Origin of the sequence: Flavobacterium sp. TMP13 (genome assembly GCF_050847115.1) — a bacterium.
Taxonomy (GTDB): domain Bacteria; phylum Bacteroidota; class Bacteroidia; order Flavobacteriales; family Flavobacteriaceae; genus Flavobacterium.
In genome coordinates this window covers 3,473,972-3,497,404 of record NZ_CP193656.1, presented here as the reverse complement: position 1 = coordinate 3,497,404, position 23,433 = coordinate 3,473,972, and the positions used below count along the sequence as shown (strand labels likewise).

Annotated in this window: 20 protein-coding genes and 2 pseudogenes; 10 read left to right on the top strand and 12 right to left on the bottom strand. The window is 34.5% G+C overall.

Annotated elements, in window-relative coordinates; translation table 11 throughout:
- The first annotated feature begins 62 nt into the window (after positions 1-62).
- Positions 63-506 (top strand): adenylyltransferase/cytidyltransferase family protein, encoded by a 444-nt coding sequence (locus ACRASX_RS15085; protein ID WP_066305842.1) that lies wholly within the window; start codon positions 63-65, stop codon positions 504-506.
- Between the two features lie 949 nt (positions 507-1,455).
- Here ACRASX_RS15085 and ACRASX_RS15080 read toward each other — a convergent pair.
- Positions 1,456-1,827, bottom strand: coding sequence for a hypothetical protein (locus tag ACRASX_RS15080; RefSeq protein WP_157492551.1), 372 nt, complete (start codon positions 1,825-1,827; stop codon positions 1,456-1,458).
- A 429-nt stretch (positions 1,828-2,256) separates the two neighbouring features.
- Positions 2,257-2,661, bottom strand: coding sequence for a response regulator (locus ACRASX_RS15075; RefSeq protein WP_066305837.1), 405 nt, complete (start codon positions 2,659-2,661; stop codon positions 2,257-2,259).
- Positions 2,662-2,880: 219 nt separating this feature from the next.
- On the opposite strand from ACRASX_RS15075, the gene ACRASX_RS15070 reads away from it, so the two are divergent.
- Positions 2,881-3,315: a hypothetical protein gene (locus ACRASX_RS15070; protein ID WP_066305835.1), complete on the top strand. Its 435-nt coding sequence runs from the start codon at positions 2,881-2,883 to the stop codon at positions 3,313-3,315.
- 331 nt (positions 3,316-3,646) lie between these two features.
- Here ACRASX_RS15070 and ACRASX_RS15065 read toward each other — a convergent pair whose 3' ends face one another.
- On the bottom strand, positions 3,647-4,117 hold the full coding sequence (locus ACRASX_RS15065; RefSeq protein ID WP_432221830.1) for a JAB domain-containing protein: 471 nt from the start codon (positions 4,115-4,117) through the stop codon (positions 3,647-3,649).
- Between the two features lie 315 nt (positions 4,118-4,432).
- Positions 4,433-5,101: pseudogene (locus tag ACRASX_RS15060) on the bottom strand (DUF932 domain-containing protein); the annotation flags it as partial.
- Positions 5,102-5,264: 163 nt separating this feature from the next.
- Here ACRASX_RS15060 and ACRASX_RS15055 point away from each other — a divergent pair.
- From ACRASX_RS15055 to ACRASX_RS15040, 4 genes are all read left to right on the top strand, one after another.
- Positions 5,265-5,726 carry a hypothetical protein gene (locus ACRASX_RS15055; protein WP_432221829.1) on the top strand — a complete coding sequence of 154 codons (462 nt, stop codon included), beginning with the start codon at positions 5,265-5,267 and terminating at the stop codon, positions 5,724-5,726.
- Positions 5,727-5,812: 86 nt separating this feature from the next.
- Entirely contained in the window at positions 5,813-6,529 is a 717-nt protein-coding gene (locus ACRASX_RS15050; RefSeq protein WP_432221828.1) for a site-specific integrase, read from the top strand.
- The gene (locus ACRASX_RS15045) at positions 6,526-7,515 is read left to right on the top strand and encodes a tyrosine-type recombinase/integrase (RefSeq protein ID WP_432221827.1); all 990 of its coding nucleotides are present in this window, start codon (positions 6,526-6,528) and stop codon (positions 7,513-7,515) included. The genes ACRASX_RS15050 and ACRASX_RS15045 overlap by 4 nt, the downstream gene beginning before the upstream one ends.
- Entirely contained in the window at positions 7,502-8,518 is a 1,017-nt protein-coding gene (locus ACRASX_RS15040; protein WP_066305865.1) for a site-specific integrase, read from the top strand. The genes ACRASX_RS15045 and ACRASX_RS15040 overlap by 14 nt, the downstream gene beginning before the upstream one ends.
- An 85-nt stretch (positions 8,519-8,603) precedes the next feature.
- Here ACRASX_RS15040 and ACRASX_RS15035 read toward each other — a convergent pair.
- Positions 8,604-8,966: pseudogene (locus tag ACRASX_RS15035) on the bottom strand (DUF932 domain-containing protein); the annotation flags it as partial.
- An 80-nt stretch (positions 8,967-9,046) separates the two neighbouring features.
- Here ACRASX_RS15035 and ACRASX_RS15030 point away from each other — a divergent pair.
- Positions 9,047-9,178, top strand: coding sequence for a hypothetical protein (locus ACRASX_RS15030; RefSeq protein WP_432221826.1), 132 nt, complete (start codon positions 9,047-9,049; stop codon positions 9,176-9,178).
- A gap of 154 nt (positions 9,179-9,332) precedes the next feature.
- On the opposite strand, the gene ACRASX_RS15025 is transcribed toward ACRASX_RS15030, so the two are convergent.
- The 4 genes from ACRASX_RS15025 to ACRASX_RS15010 form a co-directional block, all read right to left on the bottom strand.
- Positions 9,333-9,770: a DUF1810 domain-containing protein gene (locus tag ACRASX_RS15025; RefSeq protein ID WP_432221825.1), complete on the bottom strand. Its 438-nt coding sequence runs from the start codon at positions 9,768-9,770 to the stop codon at positions 9,333-9,335.
- Positions 9,771-9,924: 154 nt separating this feature from the next.
- The gene (gene mobC / locus ACRASX_RS15020) at positions 9,925-11,907 is read right to left on the bottom strand and encodes a conjugal transfer protein MobC (RefSeq protein WP_432223096.1); all 1,983 of its coding nucleotides are present in this window, start codon (positions 11,905-11,907) and stop codon (positions 9,925-9,927) included.
- 25 nt (positions 11,908-11,932) lie between these two features.
- Positions 11,933-13,219, bottom strand: a complete 1,287-nt coding sequence (locus ACRASX_RS15015) for a relaxase/mobilization nuclease domain-containing protein (RefSeq protein WP_432221824.1) — start codon at positions 13,217-13,219, stop codon at positions 11,933-11,935.
- Positions 13,204-13,599 carry a plasmid mobilization protein gene (locus tag ACRASX_RS15010; RefSeq protein ID WP_432221823.1) on the bottom strand — a complete coding sequence of 132 codons (396 nt, stop codon included), beginning with the start codon at positions 13,597-13,599 and terminating at the stop codon, positions 13,204-13,206. Before ACRASX_RS15010 ends, ACRASX_RS15015 begins: the two co-directional genes overlap by 16 nt.
- Before the next feature lie 288 nt (positions 13,600-13,887).
- Here ACRASX_RS15010 and ACRASX_RS15005 point away from each other — a divergent pair, with 288 nt between their 5' ends.
- From ACRASX_RS15005 to ACRASX_RS14995, 3 genes are all read left to right on the top strand, one after another.
- Complete coding sequence (locus ACRASX_RS15005; RefSeq protein WP_432221822.1) at positions 13,888-14,178, top strand: hypothetical protein; 291 nt, start codon at positions 13,888-13,890, stop codon at positions 14,176-14,178.
- Positions 14,179-14,389: 211 nt separating this feature from the next.
- Positions 14,390-15,904, top strand: a complete 1,515-nt coding sequence (locus ACRASX_RS15000; RefSeq protein ID WP_432221821.1) for a MauE/DoxX family redox-associated membrane protein — start codon at positions 14,390-14,392, stop codon at positions 15,902-15,904.
- 102 nt (positions 15,905-16,006) lie between these two features.
- Complete coding sequence (locus tag ACRASX_RS14995) at positions 16,007-16,276, top strand: hypothetical protein (RefSeq protein WP_432221820.1); 270 nt, start codon at positions 16,007-16,009, stop codon at positions 16,274-16,276.
- A 68-nt stretch (positions 16,277-16,344) separates the two neighbouring features.
- Here ACRASX_RS14995 and ACRASX_RS14990 read toward each other — a convergent pair whose 3' ends face one another.
- From ACRASX_RS14990 to ACRASX_RS14980, 3 genes are read right to left on the bottom strand one after another with little or no spacing between them, the layout of a single operon-like run.
- Positions 16,345-19,005 carry an alpha/beta hydrolase family protein gene (locus ACRASX_RS14990; protein WP_432221819.1) on the bottom strand — a complete coding sequence of 887 codons (2,661 nt, stop codon included), beginning with the start codon at positions 19,003-19,005 and terminating at the stop codon, positions 16,345-16,347.
- 12 nt (positions 19,006-19,017) lie between these two features.
- Positions 19,018-20,424, bottom strand: a complete 1,407-nt coding sequence (locus ACRASX_RS14985) for a RagB/SusD family nutrient uptake outer membrane protein (protein WP_432221818.1) — start codon at positions 20,422-20,424, stop codon at positions 19,018-19,020.
- Positions 20,425-20,434: 10 nt separating this feature from the next.
- On the bottom strand, positions 20,435-23,338 hold the full coding sequence (locus ACRASX_RS14980; protein WP_432221817.1) for a SusC/RagA family TonB-linked outer membrane protein: 2,904 nt from the start codon (positions 23,336-23,338) through the stop codon (positions 20,435-20,437).
- Between the last annotated feature and the right edge of the window lie 95 nt (positions 23,339-23,433).

Here is a 23,433-nt window from a genome sequence, read left to right as displayed (position 1 = left end):
ATGGTATAGTTTTGATAAAATAAATGAGTATTTCATAAGTTATAGTCTTAAAAATTATAAAAATGACGGATTTAAGTAAAAAAATAGGAATAACTTTTAGTGCCTTCGATTTATTGCACGCGGGTCATGTAAGGATGTTAGAAGAAGCGAAAATGCATTGTGATTATCTTATTGTCGGTTTGCAGACTGATCCGACAAGCGATCGTCCAGAAAAAAATAAACCTACACAATCGGTAGTAGAGAGATATATCCAGTTGAAAGGATGCAAATTTGTAGATGAAATTATACCTTATACCACTGAGCAAGACCTAGAAGATATTCTTCGTGCTTTTCCAATAAACGTGAGAATTTTAGGAGAAGAATATAAAGATGTAAAATTCACGGGTCGAAAATATTGCGAGGATAAAGGGGTAGAATTGCTATTTAATAAACGCGATCATCGTTTTTCTAGTAGCGGCTTAAGGGCGGAAGTATTTAAATGTGAGTACCTTAAAAAAGTGGACTGATGGCATTTACAGTTATAGCTACTAACAAGCTTATTAGTCAAATTAATGACTTTAATTAATCATTAATTATGTAAAAATATGCGTTAATGTATAAACTAAAAAGCTAATACAGGAAAAGAAATATGAGGAGGGGAAACTGTAAGTTTGTGCTCCTCTTATCTTTAAACTAATTACCAAATTTACAAACGCATTAGGCAACTAGATTATTTACCCAGTGTCTACATACTGTACTCACAAACAAATGGTTCTACCCTTACATCACTTTGGAATAAATTGAACAATATAGAATTATAGATGTACTATTAAAATTGCTTTAGCTGCATTTTTGCCATTGGCATTATCATTACGTTCAATTAAGTAGTCTCTAGCACTTTCAATGGGCTTTACAAAGAGCCAGTGTTGCTTTAACGCTTAAAAAAGTCTGAAACATTTAAAGCCATTTTAGCATTTATCATGTATTACTTCATCGGACTAAAGTTTGGTGCAGGGTATCATTTTCTAGACAACAATAAATTAATTTTTTTAATTTTCACTTTGTACTAAAATTAAGAATTAAAAGCTTTTTTTTAATGGTAACGTTTTATAATCTGCACTTCATCTTTTATTTCGTGGAATATCAGTATAAATCGTTATATCCGAAATGGCTTATACCATAATTTATTAAAAATTCATTAATTATTTGAAAGCTATAACTTCCAAATCAAACAAACAACGTTAGGACAATAAACCAACCGATAAATAGCTACGTTGTGAGTTGCTAGTACTATAAAAAAATGTTAGCGCTGAAAAAACTTCCTAGAGAATCTAAGACGCTAAAAATGGTTTTGGACGCCTATTTTGAGATTTGTGATACCTTACATGAAATTATTAGTTCCTTTTGACGAGCAAAGATGGCTGAAACAGAGACCAGTAGAGCATGCACTAACATATTCTGTGGATTTAAACGCAACTAAAATACTTCCCGATACAGAAGCTCTATTGTTGTTTCAATAATAGTTTCGCCTGCATCTTGCATTATGGAACACCAATCGGGATCATAATTTGCAACTAAGCTATAGAATGCTTTTTTGACTTCTAATGGAGAACTTTCTAGACCAACGCCCACATATTTTTCATTTACTATTATTCTAAATAAATTTCCATCATAAAGCAGCTCGTCTTGACCGTCAGCGGTATTGTCGGGTGCATAACCAAAATGATATATTTCCGTTTCAGGATCATTTAGAAGTTCCAGCAAATATGCTTTTACGCATACGAATAATAGTTCATCTTGCAATCCGTATGGGATGGTTAGATTATCCGCCTTTAATAAAAGTCCCAAGTCGATAAATTCTAATTTCATTGTATGGGTTGTTATATTTCATTTATTCTCTTCGTATCAATAAATCAAATCTCCACCTAAATTTAGTTCCAAAATTTGTAAAAATAAAGCTTTTAAGTGAATTGCTAATGTAACAAAATAGTTTGCTTCTCTATTGTTTCTGTTAGACATTAAAAGCGCTCTGCAAACACTTCCATTCATTTTTGATACCTGAATGAGAAGCTGCAACTTTTTTTCCGGATCGAATTATTGCATTTAATTTTTGTTCTATTACTAAATAATACTGCATGAGCACCTATTTGGAGATCATAACGCAAAGGTGTAGTACAAGTGTACCTACGAGAGATACTCATCCTACTGCTTGCTTCCTTAGCAGTTTTTAATTACTGTTACAACTCTAGGTATAAGTGAAAATTGTACCAACTATTACTAGACATCGAAATGCTTTATGAGTTTGTCAATTGCCTGTGCAATATTGCTTCGGCGCTGATTTACTGAAGAAGATTTAGTTATAAAGAGGTTAGATCCAGCGATTAAGCACCGATCAATAAATTCATCAGTAGTTGCGTCTATGTATATAATAATTGGCAACTCCTTTTTAGATTTTGATTTTCTAATGATCTGTACTATTTCCAGACTAGTAAGTTGTGTACTGTTGCAGTCTAAAAATAAGATAGTCGGAGTGGAATCTGAAAGCACTAGATCCTCTATTAGCTGTACACCGCAGTAATAGAACTTTAAAATAGTAGGAGTTTTAATGGTTAATAAAGCGTCCTCAAAAATGAGTAGGTCATCCACTTGATCAGCGACATAACATATAGTAATTTCTGACATATTATAGCAACTATTTAAATTCAAATTTATGAATAATTAGTGCTAGATCAACATACCACCAGATGAATTATGAATATTTTAGTAAAAATTGTACTAATTAGATTTGAATTTCACATGATTTCCATAATTTTATAACAGACTAATGATACTATATAACGCTTACTTTCAGCTTGTTTCTAACTTTACATCGCTTTGGTACTAAATTAAAACGATCGAATTATGGATGTATTATTTAAAATCCTTGTAGCTGCATTTTTTGCCATGGTCACCATGACTGCATTCAGCTACGCAGTTTCTACCACTTTTAGGGAGCTTTACAAAGAACCAGTGCTGCTTCAATACTTTTTAAAAAAAATGCATTTTAAAGGATCTGCAGAGCTTCAAGCCATTTTTGCATGGATCCTCCATTATTTAATTGGACTGGGATTTGTTGTGGTGTATCATTTTCTGTGGAGCAAACAGTTGTTCGACACTTTGCTATGGTCGACTTTTACAGGAACTGTAAGTGGTATAATTGGAGTACTAGGCTGGCATTTAATTTTTAATTATACAAGACACCAGCCGAAGATTGATTTTAAAGGCTACTACCTACAACTTATACTCGCGCACATCATATTCGCCTTGACGGCATTTGGTTTTTATTTTTATATTTAAACCTATTGGCTTAGTTACTTCAAAATATGAAGCCAGTTAAAAGTTATTTTAAACTGCACCATCAACTATGTGCAAATCAATTTTAGGTTTCCATAGGAACCTAAGTAAGTTTTTTGCGTAAACTTTATTGCTTTTCAGTTAGGCTTTTTTGACCCAAAATCGACTATTTTATATCTCTTAACTATGTACGAATTCACTTTTCACTTTCCTATAGATTGACCTCTTGCGTGCTTTAAATTCTTTGGCAACAGATAAAATTTAATAATAGATAGCACTAGTACGGTTATCCTATCATTCCGCATAGAAGTATCAACTGAAAATATAAAAGGGGCTATAAAGCCCCTTCATCTGTAAAAGAATAGTAATTCTCTCGAGTTATAATTAGATGATCTAGTAACTGAATATCTAGTAATTTTCCAGCTGCTTTCACTTTAGCTGTAATTTGATTATCTGCATCAGAGGCAATTAATTTTCCAGAGGGATGATTGTGAATCATAATAATTGCAGTTGCATTTGCTTTTAGAGCTGCTGCAAATATAAGTCTGAGGTCCACGACAGTTCCGGTAATTCCACCGGAAGAAACTTCGTAGGCCCCTAGAACTTTATTGCTGTTATTGAGAAGTAGAATTTTGAATTCTTCAAAAAGTTCAATTGTGTTGGGATTCCATAGCTGCAATGCAATTTCATAAGCCGATTTTGACGAGGTTATTTGCGGTCTTTCAGATGCTTTTACTCTTGATTTATAGCTTAATTTGATTTCAGATACGATAAGCCAATTTGAATTTTTAGCATGATTTTCCATGATTTCTATAATTAAAGATTAATAATAGAACTGGCACGGTCATGGTGGAGCGAGCGCAAAAAGCAACGCAATAAAGGGAGGTGCGCCGAGTATTTATGGGGGAATTTTTTGTTAGAGAACCGACATCCATTACCGAACTTTGTTGTACTATTAGTCGAGAGATAGTTTTTAGAATTTACTATTGTGTGTTTAAAAAGAACGCCTTTTCTAGGGAAAGCGCCAAATCGGCTAGCTTTGCCTAGAAAAGGCGGCGCGCAAATTAGTACATCCTATTGTAAAATACGGGACTATTGTTAGGATAGTCCCGTTTAAAAATTAGCTCAATTGCAGTTTGTTGGTTGCAAACTCGCTGCAGAGTGTGAAAGCAGTTTGATTGCGTTGCTGCGCATTTCCTGCTAACAAAAGCGATTTTACTTTAGCTTCTTGGTTTTTGTAAGCGCGTACATTTTGAAAATAACCTGCAACAGCGTTGTATGCTCCAAAAACGGTCCCTTTGGTGGTGGGTAACTGTTGGGTTTCATCGTTCATCGCATAATCAAAAGCATTGTCGATCATATTGGTAAAACAACTTGAAAGCTCCTGCGTGGTATTATTTTTTAAATTAGAATAAATTTCCTTAGAAGGTGCGAGAGCTAAAGTAATTAATTTTTTAACCGCTTTATCTTTTATAGGAACGGTTGCCCAATAATTAAAAATATTTTGCATCTGAGAGGATAATGTATCGGTAATTCCCATGACTCTATGCGCTTGTTCTAGTCGCTGCTTGGCGCTGGCGGTGTGACGAATTCGAACGGTATTGGTTTGTGTTCTTAAAGCAGCGTTTAAAGTATTGGCGCAAACAATACGAATAGGGGTGAAGGCTGCAGTAATACTACCGCTACCATCATGCGAGGTAGTAAAAAACAAGTATTTTTCGATTAGATCCTCTTTTCCTACTCGAATGTAATCGGGAAGTTTGGCGGTAATAAAAATGCGTTCACCTTTGTTATGTAAAGCTTTACATAACAATGGTTATGGAAAGTAAATGATAATGTAAAGTGGTCTTTGTAAAGCTGTTCTTTTAGTTGTAGTTACACAATGTGTATTCTATTATACTTTCCATTATTTTGTTGTTGGCAATTATGCCATAACAACTAAATGTTTAATTATGAAAGAAGTACAAACCATTGATGAGTTGGTAATCAGCTTTGAAAACCATCTCCGATCACTTCAACGAAGCAGATTTACCATTCGCCAATACTGGCAAACATGGAAACCGCTGAAGATTTTTATATCTGCTAACAATATTGAGTTCTTTGACATAACGGTGGGTAAACAGTTTATAAAATCAAAACTGGGAGTATACGAATATGCTAATCTTAATCAAATGCAAAGGAGGTTAGCAAATACTGTGGATGCGCTTTCTGTATTTCAACAAACAGGTAAGATACATTTTGGCTCGGCACGACTACGAAGAAATCCACCGAAAGTATTCACAGGAGAAATTGGTATATTAATGGAAGGATATATCCGTTTTAGAAAGACCACTTTTGGACTGGCTAAAAGTACCGTTAATAATAATACCAGATCTTTGTATGCTCTTTTTTTGTTTTTAGAAATAAAGGGATAAAAAAGATAGATGACATAAACGAAGTATATATTCTTTTCTTTATTAAGAGTCTTAATCCCAGTACTGTGTCGGTTAACCATTCCACATTGGGAGTTGTTAAAGGTTTTCTTAAGTATGCTTATGAAGAAAAGGTTTTTAGCACAGACTGGTCTAAAATAATACAACGCACTAATTATAAACAACAACCCAAGCTTCCATCATCATTCTCCATAGACGAAATAAAATCGATACTAAAGTCTATAGATAGGTCTAATTCATCAGGAAAAAGGGATTACGCTATGATCTTGTTGGCGATTAAATTAGGGATGCGTGTTTCTGATATTGCGGGATTAAAGTTTGAAGATATAGATTGGGATAAGCACATCCTTACATTTACGCAGTTTAAAACAAAAAAGAGTATTACTTTACCTCTTTTGCCAGAGATAGGCAATGCAATTATAGATTATTTAAAATATGCTCGTGCGGTTTCTGATGAAAGTCACTGTTTCCTTCAACAGTTATCGCCATATAAAAAAGTAACAGCGGAAGATGTTTCTCGTGTTGCCAGATTTTATATTCATCGATCAGGTATTTCTCTTAAAGAAAGAAAACATGGGGCACATGCACTGAGACATAGCTTTGCAAGTGAACTTCTCGGAAATAAAACATCGCTCCCTGTTATATCTGAAGCTTTGGGACATGGTCATACATCTTCAACAATGCCTTACCTGCGTATTGATATAAACCAACTTAGACAATGTGCACTTGATGTTTCTTTAGTCCCTTCAATATTTTATCAACAGAAAGGAGGGTTTGTATCATGAACGTCTATTATTACAGCATTTACAGACCTTTTATCAAAGAGTTTATAGCATTAAAGAGAAGTCTTGGATATAAATACAATAATATCGAATATGCATTCACAAAGTTCGATCAACTTGTGCTTACCCGTGAAGAGCTAAATATTGGACTTTCCAAGGAACTTTGTAAACAATGGTGCATCAGACGTCCGAATGAATCAGATAAAACATGGTACAATCGCATACAAATTATCAGGGCGTTTTCTTCTTTCTTAACAACATTGAATTACTCTTCCTTTCTTCCTGTTTTACCGAAAATAAAGAATATATATACGCCTTATATCTACACGAAAGAGGAAATAGAATCTTTGTTCATTGCATGTGATAACTTAGAAACAAAAAGTACTCGTTATAACTCAATAGTCATGATACTGCCATGTTTGCTAAGATTACTGTATGGTTGCGGTTTACGATTGGGGGAAGCGCTGTCCCTATCCTGTACCGATGTGAATCTTCAAGAACAGTATGTCGTGGTTCGGAATACAAAGAATGGAACAGACCGACTGATACCACTTTCTGCATCATTAACAGCGATCATTAGTGACTATATGAGTCATAGAAAGCATTTTCCATTAAGGAGAAATACAAATTTACTGTTTGTGCACCCGAACGGTGATAGTTGTGATAGTCACAAAGTGTACAATTGGTTTAGAAAAATTTTATTCCAGGCTGGAATACCTCATAAAGGAAAGCATCAGGGACCACATTTGCATCATCTAAGACATACTTTCGGTGTTCATTCTTTGGCTAAGATGGCAGAAGACGATATTGATTTATACTACTCCCTGCCAATTCTTTCTACTTACTTAGGACATACATCAATTGCCAGTACGAATGCATATGTTCGGTTGACATCAGAAATGTACCCTTCTATTCTTACTAAGGTTAACAATATATCTCCATTTTTATTCCCTGAATTATATAATCATGACAATTATGAAAACAGTTGATTTTTCTAAAAGTCTTGCAGACTTTCTAACTAAATATTTGCCAGCAGAAAGAGGTATGAGTTATAATACTATTACATCTTATAGAGCAACATTTATTTTGCTAATCTCGTTTATGGAAAATGAAAAAAAGATACGACCTGAAAAGCTGATGTTTAGCGACCTTACAAAAAAATGTGTAGATGATTTTCTTAATTATCTGGAAACGGTTCGAAAGTGTAGTATTTCAACACGTAATGTAAGACTAGCAGCATTGCATTCCTTTTTTAAATTTGTTCAATATGAATGGCCTGAGCAAATAGATGAATGTCGAAGAATCTTATCAATCAAAGTTAAAAAAACAAATAAAGGTTCTATTAATTATCTGACAATTGATGGTATAAAACTTCTATTGCTCCAACCTGATCTATCTACAAGTAAGGGTATTCGTGACCTAGCGATGATTGCATTGATGTACGATACAGGTGCACGAGTGCAGGAAATTATTGATCTAACTCCTTTTAGTTTACGACTAAACAAACCTTATACAATTAAAATAGTCGGAAAAGGAAACAAAGCCAGAATAGTTCCATTAATGAACGAAGAAGTTATCCATCTGAAAAATTATATGTCAAAGAACTCTTTGCTTGAAGATTATGCCAATATGTACCCTTTGTTTAGTAATACCCGTAAAGAAAAACTAACAAGGGCAGGTGTTACACATATTCTTCAGAAATATGCCTCAATGGCAAGGAAGGAAAATCCTGTGCTCATACCAACAAAAATCAGTTGCCATTCGTTAAGGCATTCAAAAGCCATGCATCTATTACAAGCGGGTGTCAACTTAATTTATATCCGTGATATTCTTGGGCATGAATCAGTAACAACAACCGAAGTTTATGCTAAGATTGATTCTAAACAAAAACGAGATGCAATAGAAATGGCATATGTTGGTGTTGTGAAAAAAGAAGCCCCGATATGGATTAAAAATGAAAATCTTTTAGAATGGCTCAAGAATTTTAAATAAGATATAATGTAAAGTAGAATGTCTTAATTATCACAAAAGTAATGGTTAGCCATATTCTACTTTACATTATTGTTTACTTTCCATAACCATTTCCTAGGGCACCAGCTGTTTCAAATAAAATTCCCGTACCACCGACGATGGAGTCAAAAAAAGAAAAGGCATCTTTATTTTGTATAATTTCATAGTCTTTGCCCACAACACCTAAAACAATTTGTGTATCAGTTCTAATAGTACTGTGAAAATTGGGGACTTCTAAAGTTTGTCCTAGTTCGGTTTTGGAATACAGCGGTAATTTAATAACCTCATAATCCAGACCAGCGAATTTAATAGCCTCTTGGCTAGTGGGGTAGTCCGATACTATTTGACCTAAATTGTGCCATGCTTTTTCCTTTACAGAAAAGAAAGCATGTTTCTGTGTTTGTTCATTGAAATGAATTTGATGTGCCATGATATAAAGAATTAAAGGTTACAAACTATTTTTTTTTACAACATTTTTTCCAAAGAAAAAACGGAAAAAAAGAAAGCAAGATGCCAGTAGACTTGCATGCAGTTGGTGCTATAAGTCCCGTAGGGTGGGTAAGGGAAGCGCAGCCCATTATGCGCACCAACTCTGGCAAGACTACTATCTTAGCTGCCCTTTTTGTTCGTTTATTTGGATAAATTTCACCCTCGTTTTTTATTGAACAGAAAAGAAGCCTAGATTAAAAAAATTGTAGTGCAGTCACATTTTAAATTTTGAGTAAAAAAAAATCCCCTTAGGATCGATTTGAAACTAAAGGGATAAATTTTTATGGACTTTATTAGGAATGTTTGTTTAAACAGTACTAGCAGTTATGGAATCGCTTGTTAATGGATCATTAGATCCAAAGAAAAAAACGCTAATTATTTCTTGAAATAAAGGGCAGGCATTGGGAATTTGGCTAAACAATGTCATTGAAGAGCGCAGTTTACGTGTATCTAATTCATTAAAAATGGTTTCAATGGCTCTATGTTTATATGTTAATAAAAGTGCCGCCATTTCTTCTAAATGTTTCCCTAGTATTGGATGTTCCAAATAAATAGTTGCTTCAGTGAGATCATGTATCCCATAAAAAACAGCATTTTCACTACTACCCAAGCCTCTTAATTGCGGGAATATGAACCACATCCAATGTGTTTCTTTTTTGCCTTGCGATAATTCATTAAAGGCAGTAAGATACATTTTGTTTTGTGCCTCTAAAAAGCGAGATAGATCAATTTTTTTTGCATGCATGGCAGTGATTTTTATAAAAAAAAAGAATCTGCAAAAGTAGCAAAAAGAAAAGTGTATTTAATTTTTTTAAGAATTTTGCAACGTTATTTTATGATTTAAACTTTGTCTTTTTTTTAGCAAAAGACTTTAATCAACTATGGTCTTATAGTAAGTTCTATGTTTTCTTTTTAAATTTAAAGAGCAATGGATCCTCTTCAATTCGTTGCATCTCTGCGGCAACGATCTCTACAATATCTTGTTTTATTTGCAAGTAATTTTTCTGAATTTTCATGGTATCTATTTCTCTAATAATAGGAATTTCTTCATAATGGGCTTCTTCTTTTGCAATAGCATCATGATCGTTTTGAATGGAGCAGTGAAAGGTTTTGAGTACTATTTTGCAAGTGGGGTCATCTGCCACCATACCCACAAAATCGCCAGAACTGAGAGTTGCAATTTTAGAAGGTGGAATGGCAGCTTCCAGTTGCTTTGAACGACTGATAGAAGTATCACCACTGTTGATAGACAAGCTTTGTCGGTCTTGCATTATTTTTCCAAAACGTTCAGACAATTGTTTGGCTGTGTCACCACTCACCTGGCCTGAAATAATATTTCCAACGATATTCATAATCACGTCTGCAAGTTCTCTTCCGTACTCTTTACGGAGTTGACTGCTATCTTGAATTCCGAGACAAGTCGCCACTTTATTACTTCTAGCTGTCGCAATAAGGCTGTCAATATTGTTTAGATATAAAGTTGGGAACTCATCAAATATCAAACTTGACTTATGGTTGCCTTTGGTATTTACCAATTTTAAAAGCCGGTTGACATAGAGCGAAATAACGGCTCCATAAACCTGTATTTTTTGTGGGTTGTTACCCATGCAAACTATTTTTGGAGCTAGTGGATTATTAATATCCAGTGAGAAATCATTGCCCGATAAAATATAATATAGCTGCGGAGAAGACAATCGCGCCAATGCAATTTTAGCCGATGCAATTTGTCCCTCTAACTGGTCTACTGCATCGTTTAGGTACGCATTTACAAAGGGGTTGATGAGTACTTCAATTTCTTTTTCGGTTTGTAAAACACTAAAGAGATCATCATAGTCTATTTGCATGAGTTCGATTACGTGCGGAAGCGTACAAAATTCACCGTCTTTGTATTTTTTCAGGAACCAGATAATTGCAGTTAGAAAATTGATAGGAGACTCAACGAAAAAATCACCTTGTTTTTTGATCCATTCTTTGTTAAGCCCCATTAGTATGGTTCTGGCACTTTCGGCTGCATCGGTACTATCAAACATGGCGGCAGGATCAAGCGGATTGCACCTATGACTTCGAGACAGATCATCAAAATTAATTACATAAAATGTCGGCGGTATTTTATATAGATTTCTGTATTTTAAATAGGCATTGTAAGTAATTTTAGAGAGGTCGTCAAATTTAAAATCGTAGACAAATAGCGTAAATCCCTTTTGAATGTGTTGGGTAATAACGTGCCGAATTACAAAATACGATTTACCAGATCCAGGACTTCCCAAGACCAGTAAAGCTCTAAACGGGTTGATGATATTAATCCAGCTTTTTCTGACTTTATCTTTTAAGAAATATTGAGCCGGTAAGTTGATTGAATATTCATTTTCCAGTAAGCGTTCTTCTTGTGGAAAGGTCTCGTTCTCTGTATTGAAAATGTCATTAGAATTGAGTTTTTGAGATATAATCCGGGAAAGTAAGATACCACCTGAAAGAATTAGAAGATAACCAATCGAACAAACAGTTACGTACAGAATAGCAGTGAAATTTACATCGATTTCAATAGATAGAATCCATTCGCTACCATAGAAAAGCAGCAGTCCAATTAAAATTAAATAAGCTGCTTTTTTACAGTTCATTTTTTCGTCTTTTTTACCCTTAGCACCTAACAAGGAAATAGTCAATAATCCTAGAGCGATTAATTTTGACTTTAGAAAAAACGAAAACAAATTTGTTTTAAAAATCGTGGTCATTATACGGTCCATAAATACATTTTCAATTCCCCATTTTTCAAAGGCACTAAAACAGTAATAGTAGAAATGCAGTAGTAATATAACAATACTTATCAGACGGGTCATGTCTAAAATTTTGCGAAGTGCTTGTTCGTTTTCTCCAGTTTGCATAGCCATGTTAAATGATTTAGAGTTGTTAATTCGGTGCCTGCTGTTTGCGTTTATTTTTTTTCTTCTTTTTAAAGTCTTTAGACACATAATTCAAAGCTTCTTCGGGGTGTAATAAAAGCTCCAATACCGAACTTGATGAAGAGTTGTTTCTTAGATATTCCATTGGATCAAAAGGAGCTTTTGTATCATAAAAATTCTTTCTTTTGTTGGGAGAAGGACTTATGTTTTGTAGCGCGTTTTCAAAAGTAGGAACTTCCATTTTTTTACAGTGTTCTAGAACTGCTTTGGCACTATAGGCTTTCCCTAAATCACTTCCATTAAATACACATTTGATGCGGTGATCGACATAGGTAATTCCATAGACTATTCCCGATGCATTGGTTCGTAAGGCAGTATGAATTCCTTTGTTCTTTAAGTTATTTTTAAAATGAAATATCGAATCAATGGGTTTGAACAATACTTTATCAATTTCGTTCTTGACATAGCTTCTATATTTGGTGCGATCTACTTTGTTTTTTTCAAAGCGTTGTTGCAAATTCGATAATGTTGGCTTGTTATAAAAAAGACTGGCTTTGATGGGAACTCCAATGGGTTTTCCTGATGCATCTAATATTCGATACAGTAGTCCATTGTTTTTAAATAGGTGTGAGTTTTCTTCCCCTCGATCCACTTGTACGTTGTATTGATTGAGTACTGCATTTAACTCCGGAATGCTGGTGTATTTATAAGTGCCGATTGTTACTGCTAAGACTTTCTGTATTTCAGATTTAGTTGTTCCTTTTCCATAAATTATTTTGGGAGTAGAAAGTATCTCTTCTGTCAATTGTTGCTCTTTTTTATGACTTTCGGCTGGCACTAAACCAAATTGTTGTTCGATGCTTTTTCTAGCGATTTCAGACTGGTTTCTGCCAATATTATGTATGTCAATTCGTGTTCCATCAGATCGTACTTTTATAGATACGATGTGAATGTGTGGATGACCCGCATCTTCGTGTCGATAGAGTATATAAGGTTGTTTCTCAAAACCAATTTTAGACATATACGCATTGGCAATGGCCACTAATTTTTCGTTTGAAATATCATTTTCCGAGCGATCAAAATTGAGGGAAATATGAACGCTATTTCTAGTAACATTTTCATTTAATTGCAGTTGTTTTTGCAGAAAATCAAGTTTGTTTTTAGCAGTAGATGCATTCAAATCCAGAGAACAATTTCCTCCACCAAGACACTGCGCCACTCCTAATGAAATTTTATTTTCATTATAGAGAACCGTTGCTCTAATTGAAGTTCCTGTTTTTATGATTGCAACCATTTTTTGGTAAGTAAGTGCATTTGATTTTGTATTTGATGAATGGCGGTAAAAATGAGATCTCTTTCTGCCTCATGTGCGAGAATCCAGTTTCTAAATTCAGGAAAATCACTGATAGTATGCAGCTTTTTTACCGATTGGTTGAAATTGTTTCCAATACCATTTAAGTCATTTCTAAGCTGTATTAATTCGAGTATCATTTCATCCATAGATTCATTTCTGTATTTTAAAACAACGGGTTTTTGGAGTAGGTTTTTCCGAGCGTACTCGCTTAATTTTCTGCAGATGGATTTTTTAAATCCATTATGTAATAGCTCGTATTCTTCATTTTTCAATCTGAGATGCAACCATTTTGTTCTGTTTTTACCCACGTCTTTCATCATCTTTTTATTTAGTATTTACAGTATAATCTTTCAAGAAGCCCTGCCCACGAGTTCCGAGTATGGGGCAGCAAGATATCGGTTGTGATACAACCGGACATCTTGCCGTTAGCCTTGACGCTAACTTAAATGTTCTTCAGAATGATTTTTATAATTCACTCTCTAAAATTTTAATCTAAAGTATTGAACAAGAAATAGCTGTGCAATCCCAAGCAAATTATGACAAGGTTCAAAAGCGCTATTGTTTATACTTTTACTAGAGAAAAATTCTAACTTTTAAATGCGTAAATTATGATTACAACAAATGATGTGGCCAAGGTTTTTGATACGGTACTCAGTATCCCTGGCATGAGTGAACTGGTGAAGATTGATTTAAAAATTTCACGCAAAAATGTATTGTTATTGAGTCATGTAATTAACAAAGGACTTGACAAGGACAATGATAATTCCAAAGATCTTTTATTACAATTGTCTCAAGAGGGTATAGATGATTTAAAAACCATTTCTGCTGATTGTTTGCATAAAGCAGGCTTAATAGAACTCAATGAAAAATTATCTGTTCTCAGCGCGAGTTGTAAGTAAAAATTGGACACTCATTATTACAGCGTAAGCCTTCCAGAAATATTTTTTTTGAAAGGCTTACGCTTTTACGATCACAAACAATGAAGATTGCCTGATTTAGAAACATTTTGGCTTTATTTTGATAGGTACTAAACCAAATTACAACGATAGCTTTGTAAAGTGTTTGTAGGATACTAGGAGATCCATTTAAGAATAATTTAAATTTTTTATTATGAAATTTAAAAGCCCATTCGAAAGTTTAATCGTTGAAATAATTTGTCTTCTTTTTGCTCTTTTATTTGTTTATGCAGCTGTGAGTAAAGTTCTTGATTTTGAAAACTTTCAAGTGCAATTGGGACAATCTCCATTACTAAGTGCTTTTGCTTGGTGGATTTCGTGGATAGTACCTTTTCTTGAATTGTTGATCGTTATTTTATTAATGATCCCAGTATGTAGAACGTTAGGTTTATTCTGTGCTTTAAGTCTTATGACAATGTTTACTGTCTACATTTTTATAGTGTTACATTTTAGTTCTTTTATTCCTTGTTCTTGTGGTGGTATTTTAGAAAAAATGAGTTGGAATACACATCTGATATTTAATTTGATTTTTGTGCTTTTTGCGGCTATTGCATTATTTATTCAATTAAAAAGTAATCAAGAATTATTTTTAAGTACTATCAAACTCTTTTGTAAAAAAATATTGATTACTATCGTGCTTAGTGCACTACTGATGATTGTGCTATTTCTACATTCTGAAAAGATAATGCATTCTGAAAATCCTTTTATAAGGCGTTATCCTCAACATCCGATTCAGATGACATATACGAAAGATTTAAAATTTAATTCCTATTATTTTTCTGGATTTAAAAAAGGAAGAATTTATTTAGGGAACTATACCGATGCTCTGCATTTAATTTCTTTGGATTCCAAGTTAAAAGATGAGCGACCAATTACTATTTCTTTTAATCATAAAGAGATGCTTTTTTCATCAGCACGAATATTAGTACGTGGTAATTATTTTTATTTAATTGATGGTAGTGTACCAGCCGTTTTTAAAGGAACAGTTTCTGATTGGGTAATTAAAGATGAGTTTAAAGAGCTGCCTTATTTTAATTTAGCAGAGCCTATCGATAGTTCCCGCCTTCTATTTAGAAGTAGCCGAGGAAAGAATAGAACAAGTGTTTTAGGTATTTATAGTGCTAATTCACTATCAAAGATTACTTATAATGGCGATTTTTTGAAGCAGCAGATTGATGGTGTTTTTGATACAGATGGCATGTTACTCTATGAAGAAAACTTGAAGCAATTTGTTTACCTCTACTATTACCGCAATCAATATGTAGTGGCAGACAACAATGCAAAAGTCTACCAGATAGGAAATACAATTGACACTAATTCAGTTGCAAAAATTAAAGTAGCCAACCTCAAAAATGGACAAGTAAAAACAATGGCTGCGCCTGCTCAAATGGTAAATCGACACTCCGTTATTTTTAAAAACTTACTGTTTGTACATTCTACTATTAAGGGCAAATATGAGAATGATACACTTTGGGAGCAGGCATTTATTATTGATGTATATGATTACCAAAAAGATAAATACTTGATGAGTTTTCCAATTTATGCCATAGGACAGAAAAAGCTTCAATCTTTTTTTGTCACAGCAAATCATTTATACGCGATCATAGGAGATCAATTAGTAATGCATGAAATTCAACCAATATTAAAAAACGAAATAGATGTCAAGTAAGTTAAAGGTTTTAAGACATAAAAATATACTGGCCAGTATCAGGAAAAAGATCGAAAACCTGTAGAAAAAAGTAGATCAAAGTTTAATTTAATATTTAATATTATGAAAACATTATTTTTAAAAAACATCGCTCCATTTGCCGTAATTGCAATGGGAATTTCAGGAGCTTTTGCAACCACTTCAATGCAAAATGCATCTAGTAGTGTGGCGCCAATTGGCTACACCTTAGGTGCGCAAAATAAGTGTAATATTGAAGTCAGTTGTAGCACTAATAGTACCAACCCTGTTTGTCGCCAAGGTATAACCTCTGGACCGCAGGCTTTTGGTAAAAATGCTCAAGGGAATTGTGATGTACAGTTGTACAGACCTTAATAATTCTCATTAGAGATTTATAAGCGAACAATGCAGTTTCAACTTGAAACTGCATTGTTTTTTTGCTTTTATTTTATTCCATTTACAATCCATGTAGATGGCATATCTTTTAAATAATAATCAAACCAATTTTGCATTCGCTTGCTAATATCTATCTGGTTTTTTGGGTCTAAAACAACATGCGTTTCATTTGGATACTGTAGCATTATGGTGGCTTTTCCAAATCTTCGCAGCCCCAAGTAAAATTCCATACTTTGACGTGGATCCACTTGCGGATCATTTTTTCCGGTCCATAAAAGTAATGGTGTTTTAACTTTTTTTACATGAAATAGGGGAGAACTAGCATTATAGAGTTCGGGTGCTTCAAAAGGCGTTTTTTCTAACATAAAGTAGGTGCTCCCAAAGCGCCACATTTCTGGTTTGCCTGTACCTCTACTAAGTGTAAAATATAAACTATTCAAATCGGTGAATGCGCCTCCAGCAATAGCGGTCTTAAATAGACCTGTTTGTGTTATTGTGAACACCGTCTCATATCCGCCAAACGAAAATCCTACAAGACCAATTCGCTCCGGATCAACAACATTCTTCTCTAGAACTTTTTCAACTCCAGATTTAATGCAATCAACTGTAGCGTTACCAACATTTTGATATTCATGAATGATGTCTGGTAAAAAGATAAAGTAACCTTGCGTATTAAAATTAGTTTCGTTAAAACCATTTTCATTTAGCAAACTTGGTTTTTTATAGTGATGTAATTCTTGAGATTTTAATTCATAGATATGAACAATCATCGGATATTTTTCCAATGAATTGTAATTGGCGGGATAGATTAAAACACCTTTAAGCTCTTTTCCAACTGAATTTTTATACGTTAGTAATTCAGCTTTTCCCCAAAAATAATTTTTCTGTTGCGGATTGCTTTGAATAAATGGAGCACTTACACCTAATTTATTGATCGTAACTAATCGCGGAGATAGATCAAATTTTTGTTCTCGAAAAATCAAATTGTGATTTACAGGACTGTAAAATGGTTGGTCTATATAAGAATCGCTGTAAATGATAGCTTGTTCCTTTGAATCACTATTCCATGTGAAATAACCCGATTTTCCATCGGCTCCATCTCCACGCAAATATATTTCTTTTTTTAAGTTATAGCTTTCAACATGATTGTCATCAAAAATCGAAGAATAATGTAATTTAAGAGGAATGTTAACGATGCTAAATTTTATTTTTGATTCTCTCCCATGAGTCAGCCTTCGACTAGAACTGCCATCGGGTTTCACTTGCCAAATATCGTATTGATCGTAAAGTAGAATTTCATTATCTCCTGTAGTCCACCCTGGATTGCCGCGGACACTTTCTCGTGTAAATAATTCTTCTTTAGAAGTAAATTTTGTGTCAATATTTTTTGTGATATTGGTATGTCTATCTTCTTTAATAGTGTAGACCCACCAATTATTGTCTCTGAAATAAGCAATGAAATTACCTCCGGGTGACGTAAAGATATTTCCTTTACTAGCAGGTAGTTTTTCTAAAAATAAACGCTTTTCAAATGTTTTTAAGTTTACTAAATAATAGTCTCTAGGAGAATTGTATTCCAATTGAGGTTCGTAATCCTTTGGGTTAGATAAAATAGCAAATTCTTTGTCACCCGTAAGAGAAATTTTGGGGAGTTCGTCAGTTGTCAATTGTTTTATTTGATTTTTTTCAGGTATCCATAAAGCATTTTTGATGGCTATCTCATATTGACCATGCATATTCTCATCAGTATAGACCCATTGATCATTTCCATTCCATATTTCTACATCCGATTTTGAATCGTTTTTTAAATACTTATTCTTGTTTGTAACATTAAAAAATACTCTTTGTAAATCATCAGAAATCAAAAGCTGCGGGTTATCATGAATTAATAAACTATCTTTTGCCAACGTGGTATTAATAGAAGGGAGTTCGTATAATTTTTCTTTTTTAAAATTATAGTAAAACAGTGATTCTATATAATCGTTTTCTGCTGCAGTAAAAAAAGCAACTGATTTTCCGTCCTTTTGCCAGGAATATCCATCAAATTCATTTTTATTATTTTGTATTATAATCTTTTGATTGTAAGGGCTTTTAAGATTTAGACTCGCTACTAAAAATTCTTTATTTGTTTCTGCTCCAAAAATTAAACCTTGTTCATTTGGGCTCACTGAAAATGTGCTTACACCTTTAATTTCTTTTTCTATTTTTCCCGAAGGCGTTCTAATTGTCAATAAATTTTGTTGTAATTCGGTCTGCGTTGAAATAATTAAAAGATCATTTTTTATAGAATAATGGTATTGTTTTACTTGTCGAATAACTTCTTGTTCTCCAGTTTTTAAGTTTGTGATCAACAAAGTATCTGACCTCTTTGCTAGAAAAAAATTATTTATTGTAAAAAGACTGCTTTCCGTACGAGGAAAGGCATATCTTTTTTTTGGAGACTTTATATGTTGTACAAATAGTGTATCGACATAATTTTCATAAGTTAAATTATAACTTGCCCAGTTGCCATCCAATGAAATTTTATTGATATTCAACTCACTCCATAAATGATAATCAGCAGCAGCTAGTTCTTTTTTTTGCACCACCTGCCCCCATAAGGGACAGGCTACTAATGGCAAAATAAATAAAAGAACTAAAACTAAAAATGGGGGTAAATTCAGTACCCTTGGGTATAATCTTCTATAAGTTGGACTATTTGTCAACATAATTGTACTATTTTAATATCCAGGATTTTGTGGTCGCAGATTGGGATTTGCATTCAACTCATTTTGAGGGATAGGAAATAAGGCATTGGTGGTTTTCCAACTGGGTTTTATAGCTGATAATTGCATATCAAGTTTTCCAAACCGTTTTAAGTCAAAGAAGCGATGGCCAAACTCTGAAAAAAGTTCCAATCTCCGTTCCGTTAGAATGGCTTGAAGTATGTCTTCTTCGTCAATAGCTGTTGTATTGGTTAAACCGGCACGATTTCTAATTTTATTTAGATCTTCCTTAGCACCAATTAAATCGCCTTGTTGTGCTCTCGCTTCAGCTCTTATTAAGTATTGTTCGGCTAAGCGAAAAATAACCGAATACTCTACTGAGCTAGGTGTGAATTCCTGTTGTTTGTATTTATAAGGATGAAACCAAGTTGAATTTCCGTCAGTGACGGATCTTATCCAACTCTGTTTGCGTTTATCAGCTGTGGAGAATGCATTGACCAAATTATCATTTAAAGCTACAGATGGTGGCGGTCCACTTTCGAATATAAAATGTAATCCTTCAGCAGTATTTTGTCCTGCTGTTGCAGACTGCAGTTGAAAAATAGTCTCGTGAGAATCAATCAAAAATACTTGATCTAAATTCGCTTCTAACTGAAATGAATCAGTTTGGTTCAGCAGTGCCGAAGCTTCGTTGGAAGCTTCGGCATAAGAGCCACTGTAGAGATAGACTCTTGCCAGTAAGGCTCTAACCACATATTTATTTACGCGAACTCTTAAACCATTATTGTAATTCTCTGTCAATAGCTCACCAGCTGTTTCTAAATCCTTAGTAAGTAGTTTATAAACTTCTTCTATTGAAGTTCTAGCTACCGCACTATTTTGAGTATAGTCAGTTGCTACTATGTATGGAATGGCACCATAAATATTTACAAGATAAAAGTGCGACAACGCTCTTACAAATAATGCTTCACCAGTAAGTTGCTTCATTTGCTCCTGAGTTAAAGCAGTGCTTTTTGAAAGTCCTTCAAGGACAGCGTTGGCACTATAAATTTGATTGTAAGTTGAATTCCAATATTCTAACATGTCGGGTGATGTGGGAAGAATACTGTTGTAATAAAAATTAAAACTGGTATTGGAAGGTAAGCCATAGGGTACCATTTCGTCGGTGTAATTTCCGAGTTGACTAGATAACCCAGAATTAGAACCAGTCAGGAATCCGCTGTCTCTCATTTTAGAATACAAATCTGTTGTGGCAGCATTTGCCGTTGCATATTCTTCAAATACAGCTGGGCTGTTTAATTGTGATTTTGGCAAATCGACTTCTACAAAGGATTCGCAAGATTGCAAAAGTAGTACCGTTAGCAAAGTCAGCAGTATAATGGCTTTACAAAAGATTGCAGTGTTTTCAAGTGTTTTTTTCATGGTCAAATAATTAAAAAATTAATTGTATTCCGGCAGTAATTATCTTCAAAGGAGGGAGATAACCATATTTGGTGAACTCGGGATCACCATCATCATATTTTGTGAAAGTCAGAAGGTTTTGTCCTTGCAGCGTAATTTTAAATTGGGTATCTTTTATTTGTATAGGAACATCGTACGTAAGTGAAATATTTTTCAATCGTATAAAAGAAGCATCCACAATAGCAGCATCACTTTCACTGTACAAATATTCAGCGTTGGCCGCATCACTGCCGTACGAAGTTGTAAATATTTGATAAGAGTTTACATCAGCGGGCATTTGCCAACTGTCCAATTTTCGAGTTTGTTGGTTAGACATTTGTCCTGCAAAACCCATGGGGTACGAGAAATTTTTCTGTTTTACAAATTGGAATAAAAAAGCAAGTTTCCATTTTTTATAGGATAATTGATTCTCGATTCCACCATAATACTCTGGATTCAGGTTTACTACGGTTTGTTTGTCTTCTGGGGCGGAAATTGTTTCATCTCCGTTCAAATCTTCAAATTGAAACACTCCAGTTTGAGGGTCGACTCCGTTATATTTATAAAGCAATCTTATATTTAATGGTTCACCGATGCGATAGCTTTGATTGTAGGTAGAACTTTCTAAATTTGGAAATGCAAGTAGCTTATTTTTCTCGAAACTAATATTGAAATTCGTCACCCATTTAAAGTTCATTGCTTCAATATTAGAAGTGCGTAGCGATAATTCAAGACCAGTATTTTCGACGGTCGCATCCAAATTAGATTGTAATGAGGTAAAACCAGTAGTACCAGGAAGCGGAACGCCAACTAGTTGATTGGAAGATCGGTTTTGGTACCAAGCAAAAGTGGTAAATATTCGGTCGCTTAAAAAACCTAATTCCATAGCAACTTCTAATTTTTTATTGGTTTCCCATCCAAAGTCGGCATTGTATAGGCGAGCAGGTTCTAATCCAACCGTTCCATTGTATGGAATGCCATTAGTAACGTAGGTATTCAAAAATTGATAATCTCCAATTTGATCGTTACCTGTGGTTCCGTAACTTCCTCTCAATTTTCCAAAACTCAACCAAGAGCTAGTCTCCAATAATTTTTCTTTCGAAAACAACCATGCAGCACCAATGGCTCCAAAGTTGGCAAATTGATTGCCTGGTCCGAACCTGCTAGAACCGTCACGACGTGCGGTAACATTTATAATGTAGCGTTGCAGTAGGTCATAATTTACCCGCCCAAAAAATGCTTGGTATTTGTATTTTGTTTCGTCATCTAACAGCGCATTTACAAAAGAAGCAGAGGCTAAATTGTTAATTAAACTGTTAGAACTAAAACCGTTTCCTGACTGAAAAAGTCTGGTTGTAGTTTGAGTTTGAAAAGTTGATCCTACTAAAATTCCTAATTTTCCAGAACCTAGTTCTTTTTCATAGGTAATTTGTAGTTCAATTATCCAAGACGAGCGACCCGTATTATTGGTATAAATAGAAGAACTTGCACTAGAAATATTGTAAGCAGGGTTGTATATCGTGGAGGGATTCGTGCGCGTTTCTACAGTGCTAAGATCTGTATAACCAAAATTACTTTTAATCACTACATTAGGTAAAATGGCATAAGATAGTACCGTGTTCGCAATCAAATCATTCGTTTTGGCTAACGATTTTGCATTAAGGTAACGTAGCGGATTGTCCCAAGTTCCATTTTCCCAGTTTAAATTACCAGCATCATCGTAGAGAGCGGGGGCATTGGGCGGAAGTGAACGGGCATCATAGGTAAAATCAAAAGCAGGCTGATTATTATTTTGTACGTTATAATTCGTTGAAAAATTCAGACGAAATTTATCATCTTCAGAGTGGTGGTTTAAATTAAATTGAGCGCCTCCTCTTTTGTAACCGAAATCTCCAGCAAAAACAGTGGTTTCTGTATGATAGTTACCACTGAAAAGAAATTGCGTATTTTCAGATCCGCCAGATACTGTACCCTGAAAATCATTTATTTGCGACGTTTTGCCAAGCAGTTCTTTCTGCCAATCAGTATACCTGTTCTGGTCCCACGTTCCATTAACATCATAGTCCCAATCGTTGTATTGAGTAATCCCATCATTAGCAAATGCTTTCTTGCGCATATCAAGATACTGAGTGGTATTCATCAAATCCAAAAAGCGGGTTACTTTTCCCGTTCCTGTAGCGGCAGTAATCGTAAATTCGGTTTTACCTACCTTTCCTTTTTTGGTTGTGATTAGCACTACACCATTGGCACCTCTTGAACCATAAATAGACGTAGCATCGGCATCTTTTAAAACTTCAATGCTGGCAATATTGTCCGGATTAATATTGTTTAGCGGACTAGTAGTAGTGGGTAAAATGGTAGACGTTTGATTGTATCCAATAGGATCAGAGGCATAAGGTACACCATCAACAATATATAACGGAGCATTAGCATCAGACCGAAGGCTATTTTGTCCTCTAATTTTAATTTCAAAGCCACCTCCAGGAACACCTGTGGTTTGCGTTACGCTAACGCCTGCCATACGACCTTGCATGGTAGCGAGAACATTGGTTACGGGTTGTGTTTCGATGTCTTTGGCAGTGATGCGGGCAATACTTCCAGTTCGTTCACTCTCTTTTACCGAGTAGTAACCTGCATTCACCCTAACTTCTTTAAGCGTAGTAGTATCGTATTGTAGAGTAATAGCAATTGAATTTCGATTATTCACAGGAATAGTTGCCGTTTTAAAACCCATGAACGAAACTATTAGCGTATCATAAGCTTGAGCAGAAATACTAAATTCTCCACTAAAATCAGTAATGGCAGAAACGGCTTTGTTGTTTTTAATCACAATAGAAACCCCGGGCAATGGGTTGGAACCGTCAGTTACCGTACCCGAAATAATAATGGGCGGCAAACGGTTGAGGGCTAAAGATTTGGCAAAAAGGGTAGGGTTTGGCAGGCAAAAACCTAAAAAAAATAGGCATAAAAGTGACCTGCACCGATAGTAAA

What these genes read in the sequence shown, in the direction of transcription:
- ACRASX_RS15010 (WP_432221823.1), bottom strand. Translation starts at nt 13,599, where the DNA reads ATGATGAAAGACGTGGGTAAAAACAGAACAAAATGGTTGCATCTCAGA.
- ACRASX_RS14995 (WP_432221820.1), top strand. Translation starts at nt 16,007, where the DNA reads ATGAAAACATTATTTTTAAAAAACATCGCTCCATTTGCCGTAATTGCA.
- ACRASX_RS14990 (WP_432221819.1), bottom strand. Translation starts at nt 19,005, where the DNA reads ATGTTGACAAATAGTCCAACTTATAGAAGATTATACCCAAGGGTACTG.
- mobC (WP_432223096.1), bottom strand. Translation starts at nt 11,907, where the DNA reads ATGCAAACTGGAGAAAACGAACAAGCACTTCGCAAAATTTTAGACATG.
- ACRASX_RS15045 (WP_432221827.1), top strand. Translation starts at nt 6,526, where the DNA reads ATGAACGTCTATTATTACAGCATTTACAGACCTTTTATCAAAGAGTTT.
- ACRASX_RS15040 (WP_066305865.1), top strand. Translation starts at nt 7,502, where the DNA reads ATGAAAACAGTTGATTTTTCTAAAAGTCTTGCAGACTTTCTAACTAAA.
- ACRASX_RS15015 (WP_432221824.1), bottom strand. Translation starts at nt 13,219, where the DNA reads ATGGTTGCAATCATAAAAACAGGAACTTCAATTAGAGCAACGGTTCTC.
- ACRASX_RS15030 (WP_432221826.1), top strand. Translation starts at nt 9,047, where the DNA reads ATGCCAGTAGACTTGCATGCAGTTGGTGCTATAAGTCCCGTAGGGTGG.
- ACRASX_RS15070 (WP_066305835.1), top strand. Translation starts at nt 2,881, where the DNA reads ATGGATGTATTATTTAAAATCCTTGTAGCTGCATTTTTTGCCATGGTC.
- ACRASX_RS15055 (WP_432221829.1), top strand. Translation starts at nt 5,265, where the DNA reads ATGAAAGAAGTACAAACCATTGATGAGTTGGTAATCAGCTTTGAAAAC.
- ACRASX_RS15025 (WP_432221825.1), bottom strand. Translation starts at nt 9,770, where the DNA reads ATGCATGCAAAAAAAATTGATCTATCTCGCTTTTTAGAGGCACAAAAC.
- ACRASX_RS14985 (WP_432221818.1), bottom strand. Translation starts at nt 20,424, where the DNA reads ATGAAAAAAACACTTGAAAACACTGCAATCTTTTGTAAAGCCATTATA.
- ACRASX_RS15065 (WP_432221830.1), bottom strand. Translation starts at nt 4,117, where the DNA reads ATGGAAAATCATGCTAAAAATTCAAATTGGCTTATCGTATCTGAAATC.
- ACRASX_RS15005 (WP_432221822.1), top strand. Translation starts at nt 13,888, where the DNA reads ATGATTACAACAAATGATGTGGCCAAGGTTTTTGATACGGTACTCAGT.
- ACRASX_RS15075 (WP_066305837.1), bottom strand. Translation starts at nt 2,661, where the DNA reads ATGTCAGAAATTACTATATGTTATGTCGCTGATCAAGTGGATGACCTA.
- ACRASX_RS15085 (WP_066305842.1), top strand. Translation starts at nt 63, where the DNA reads ATGACGGATTTAAGTAAAAAAATAGGAATAACTTTTAGTGCCTTCGAT.
- ACRASX_RS15000 (WP_432221821.1), top strand. Translation starts at nt 14,390, where the DNA reads ATGAAATTTAAAAGCCCATTCGAAAGTTTAATCGTTGAAATAATTTGT.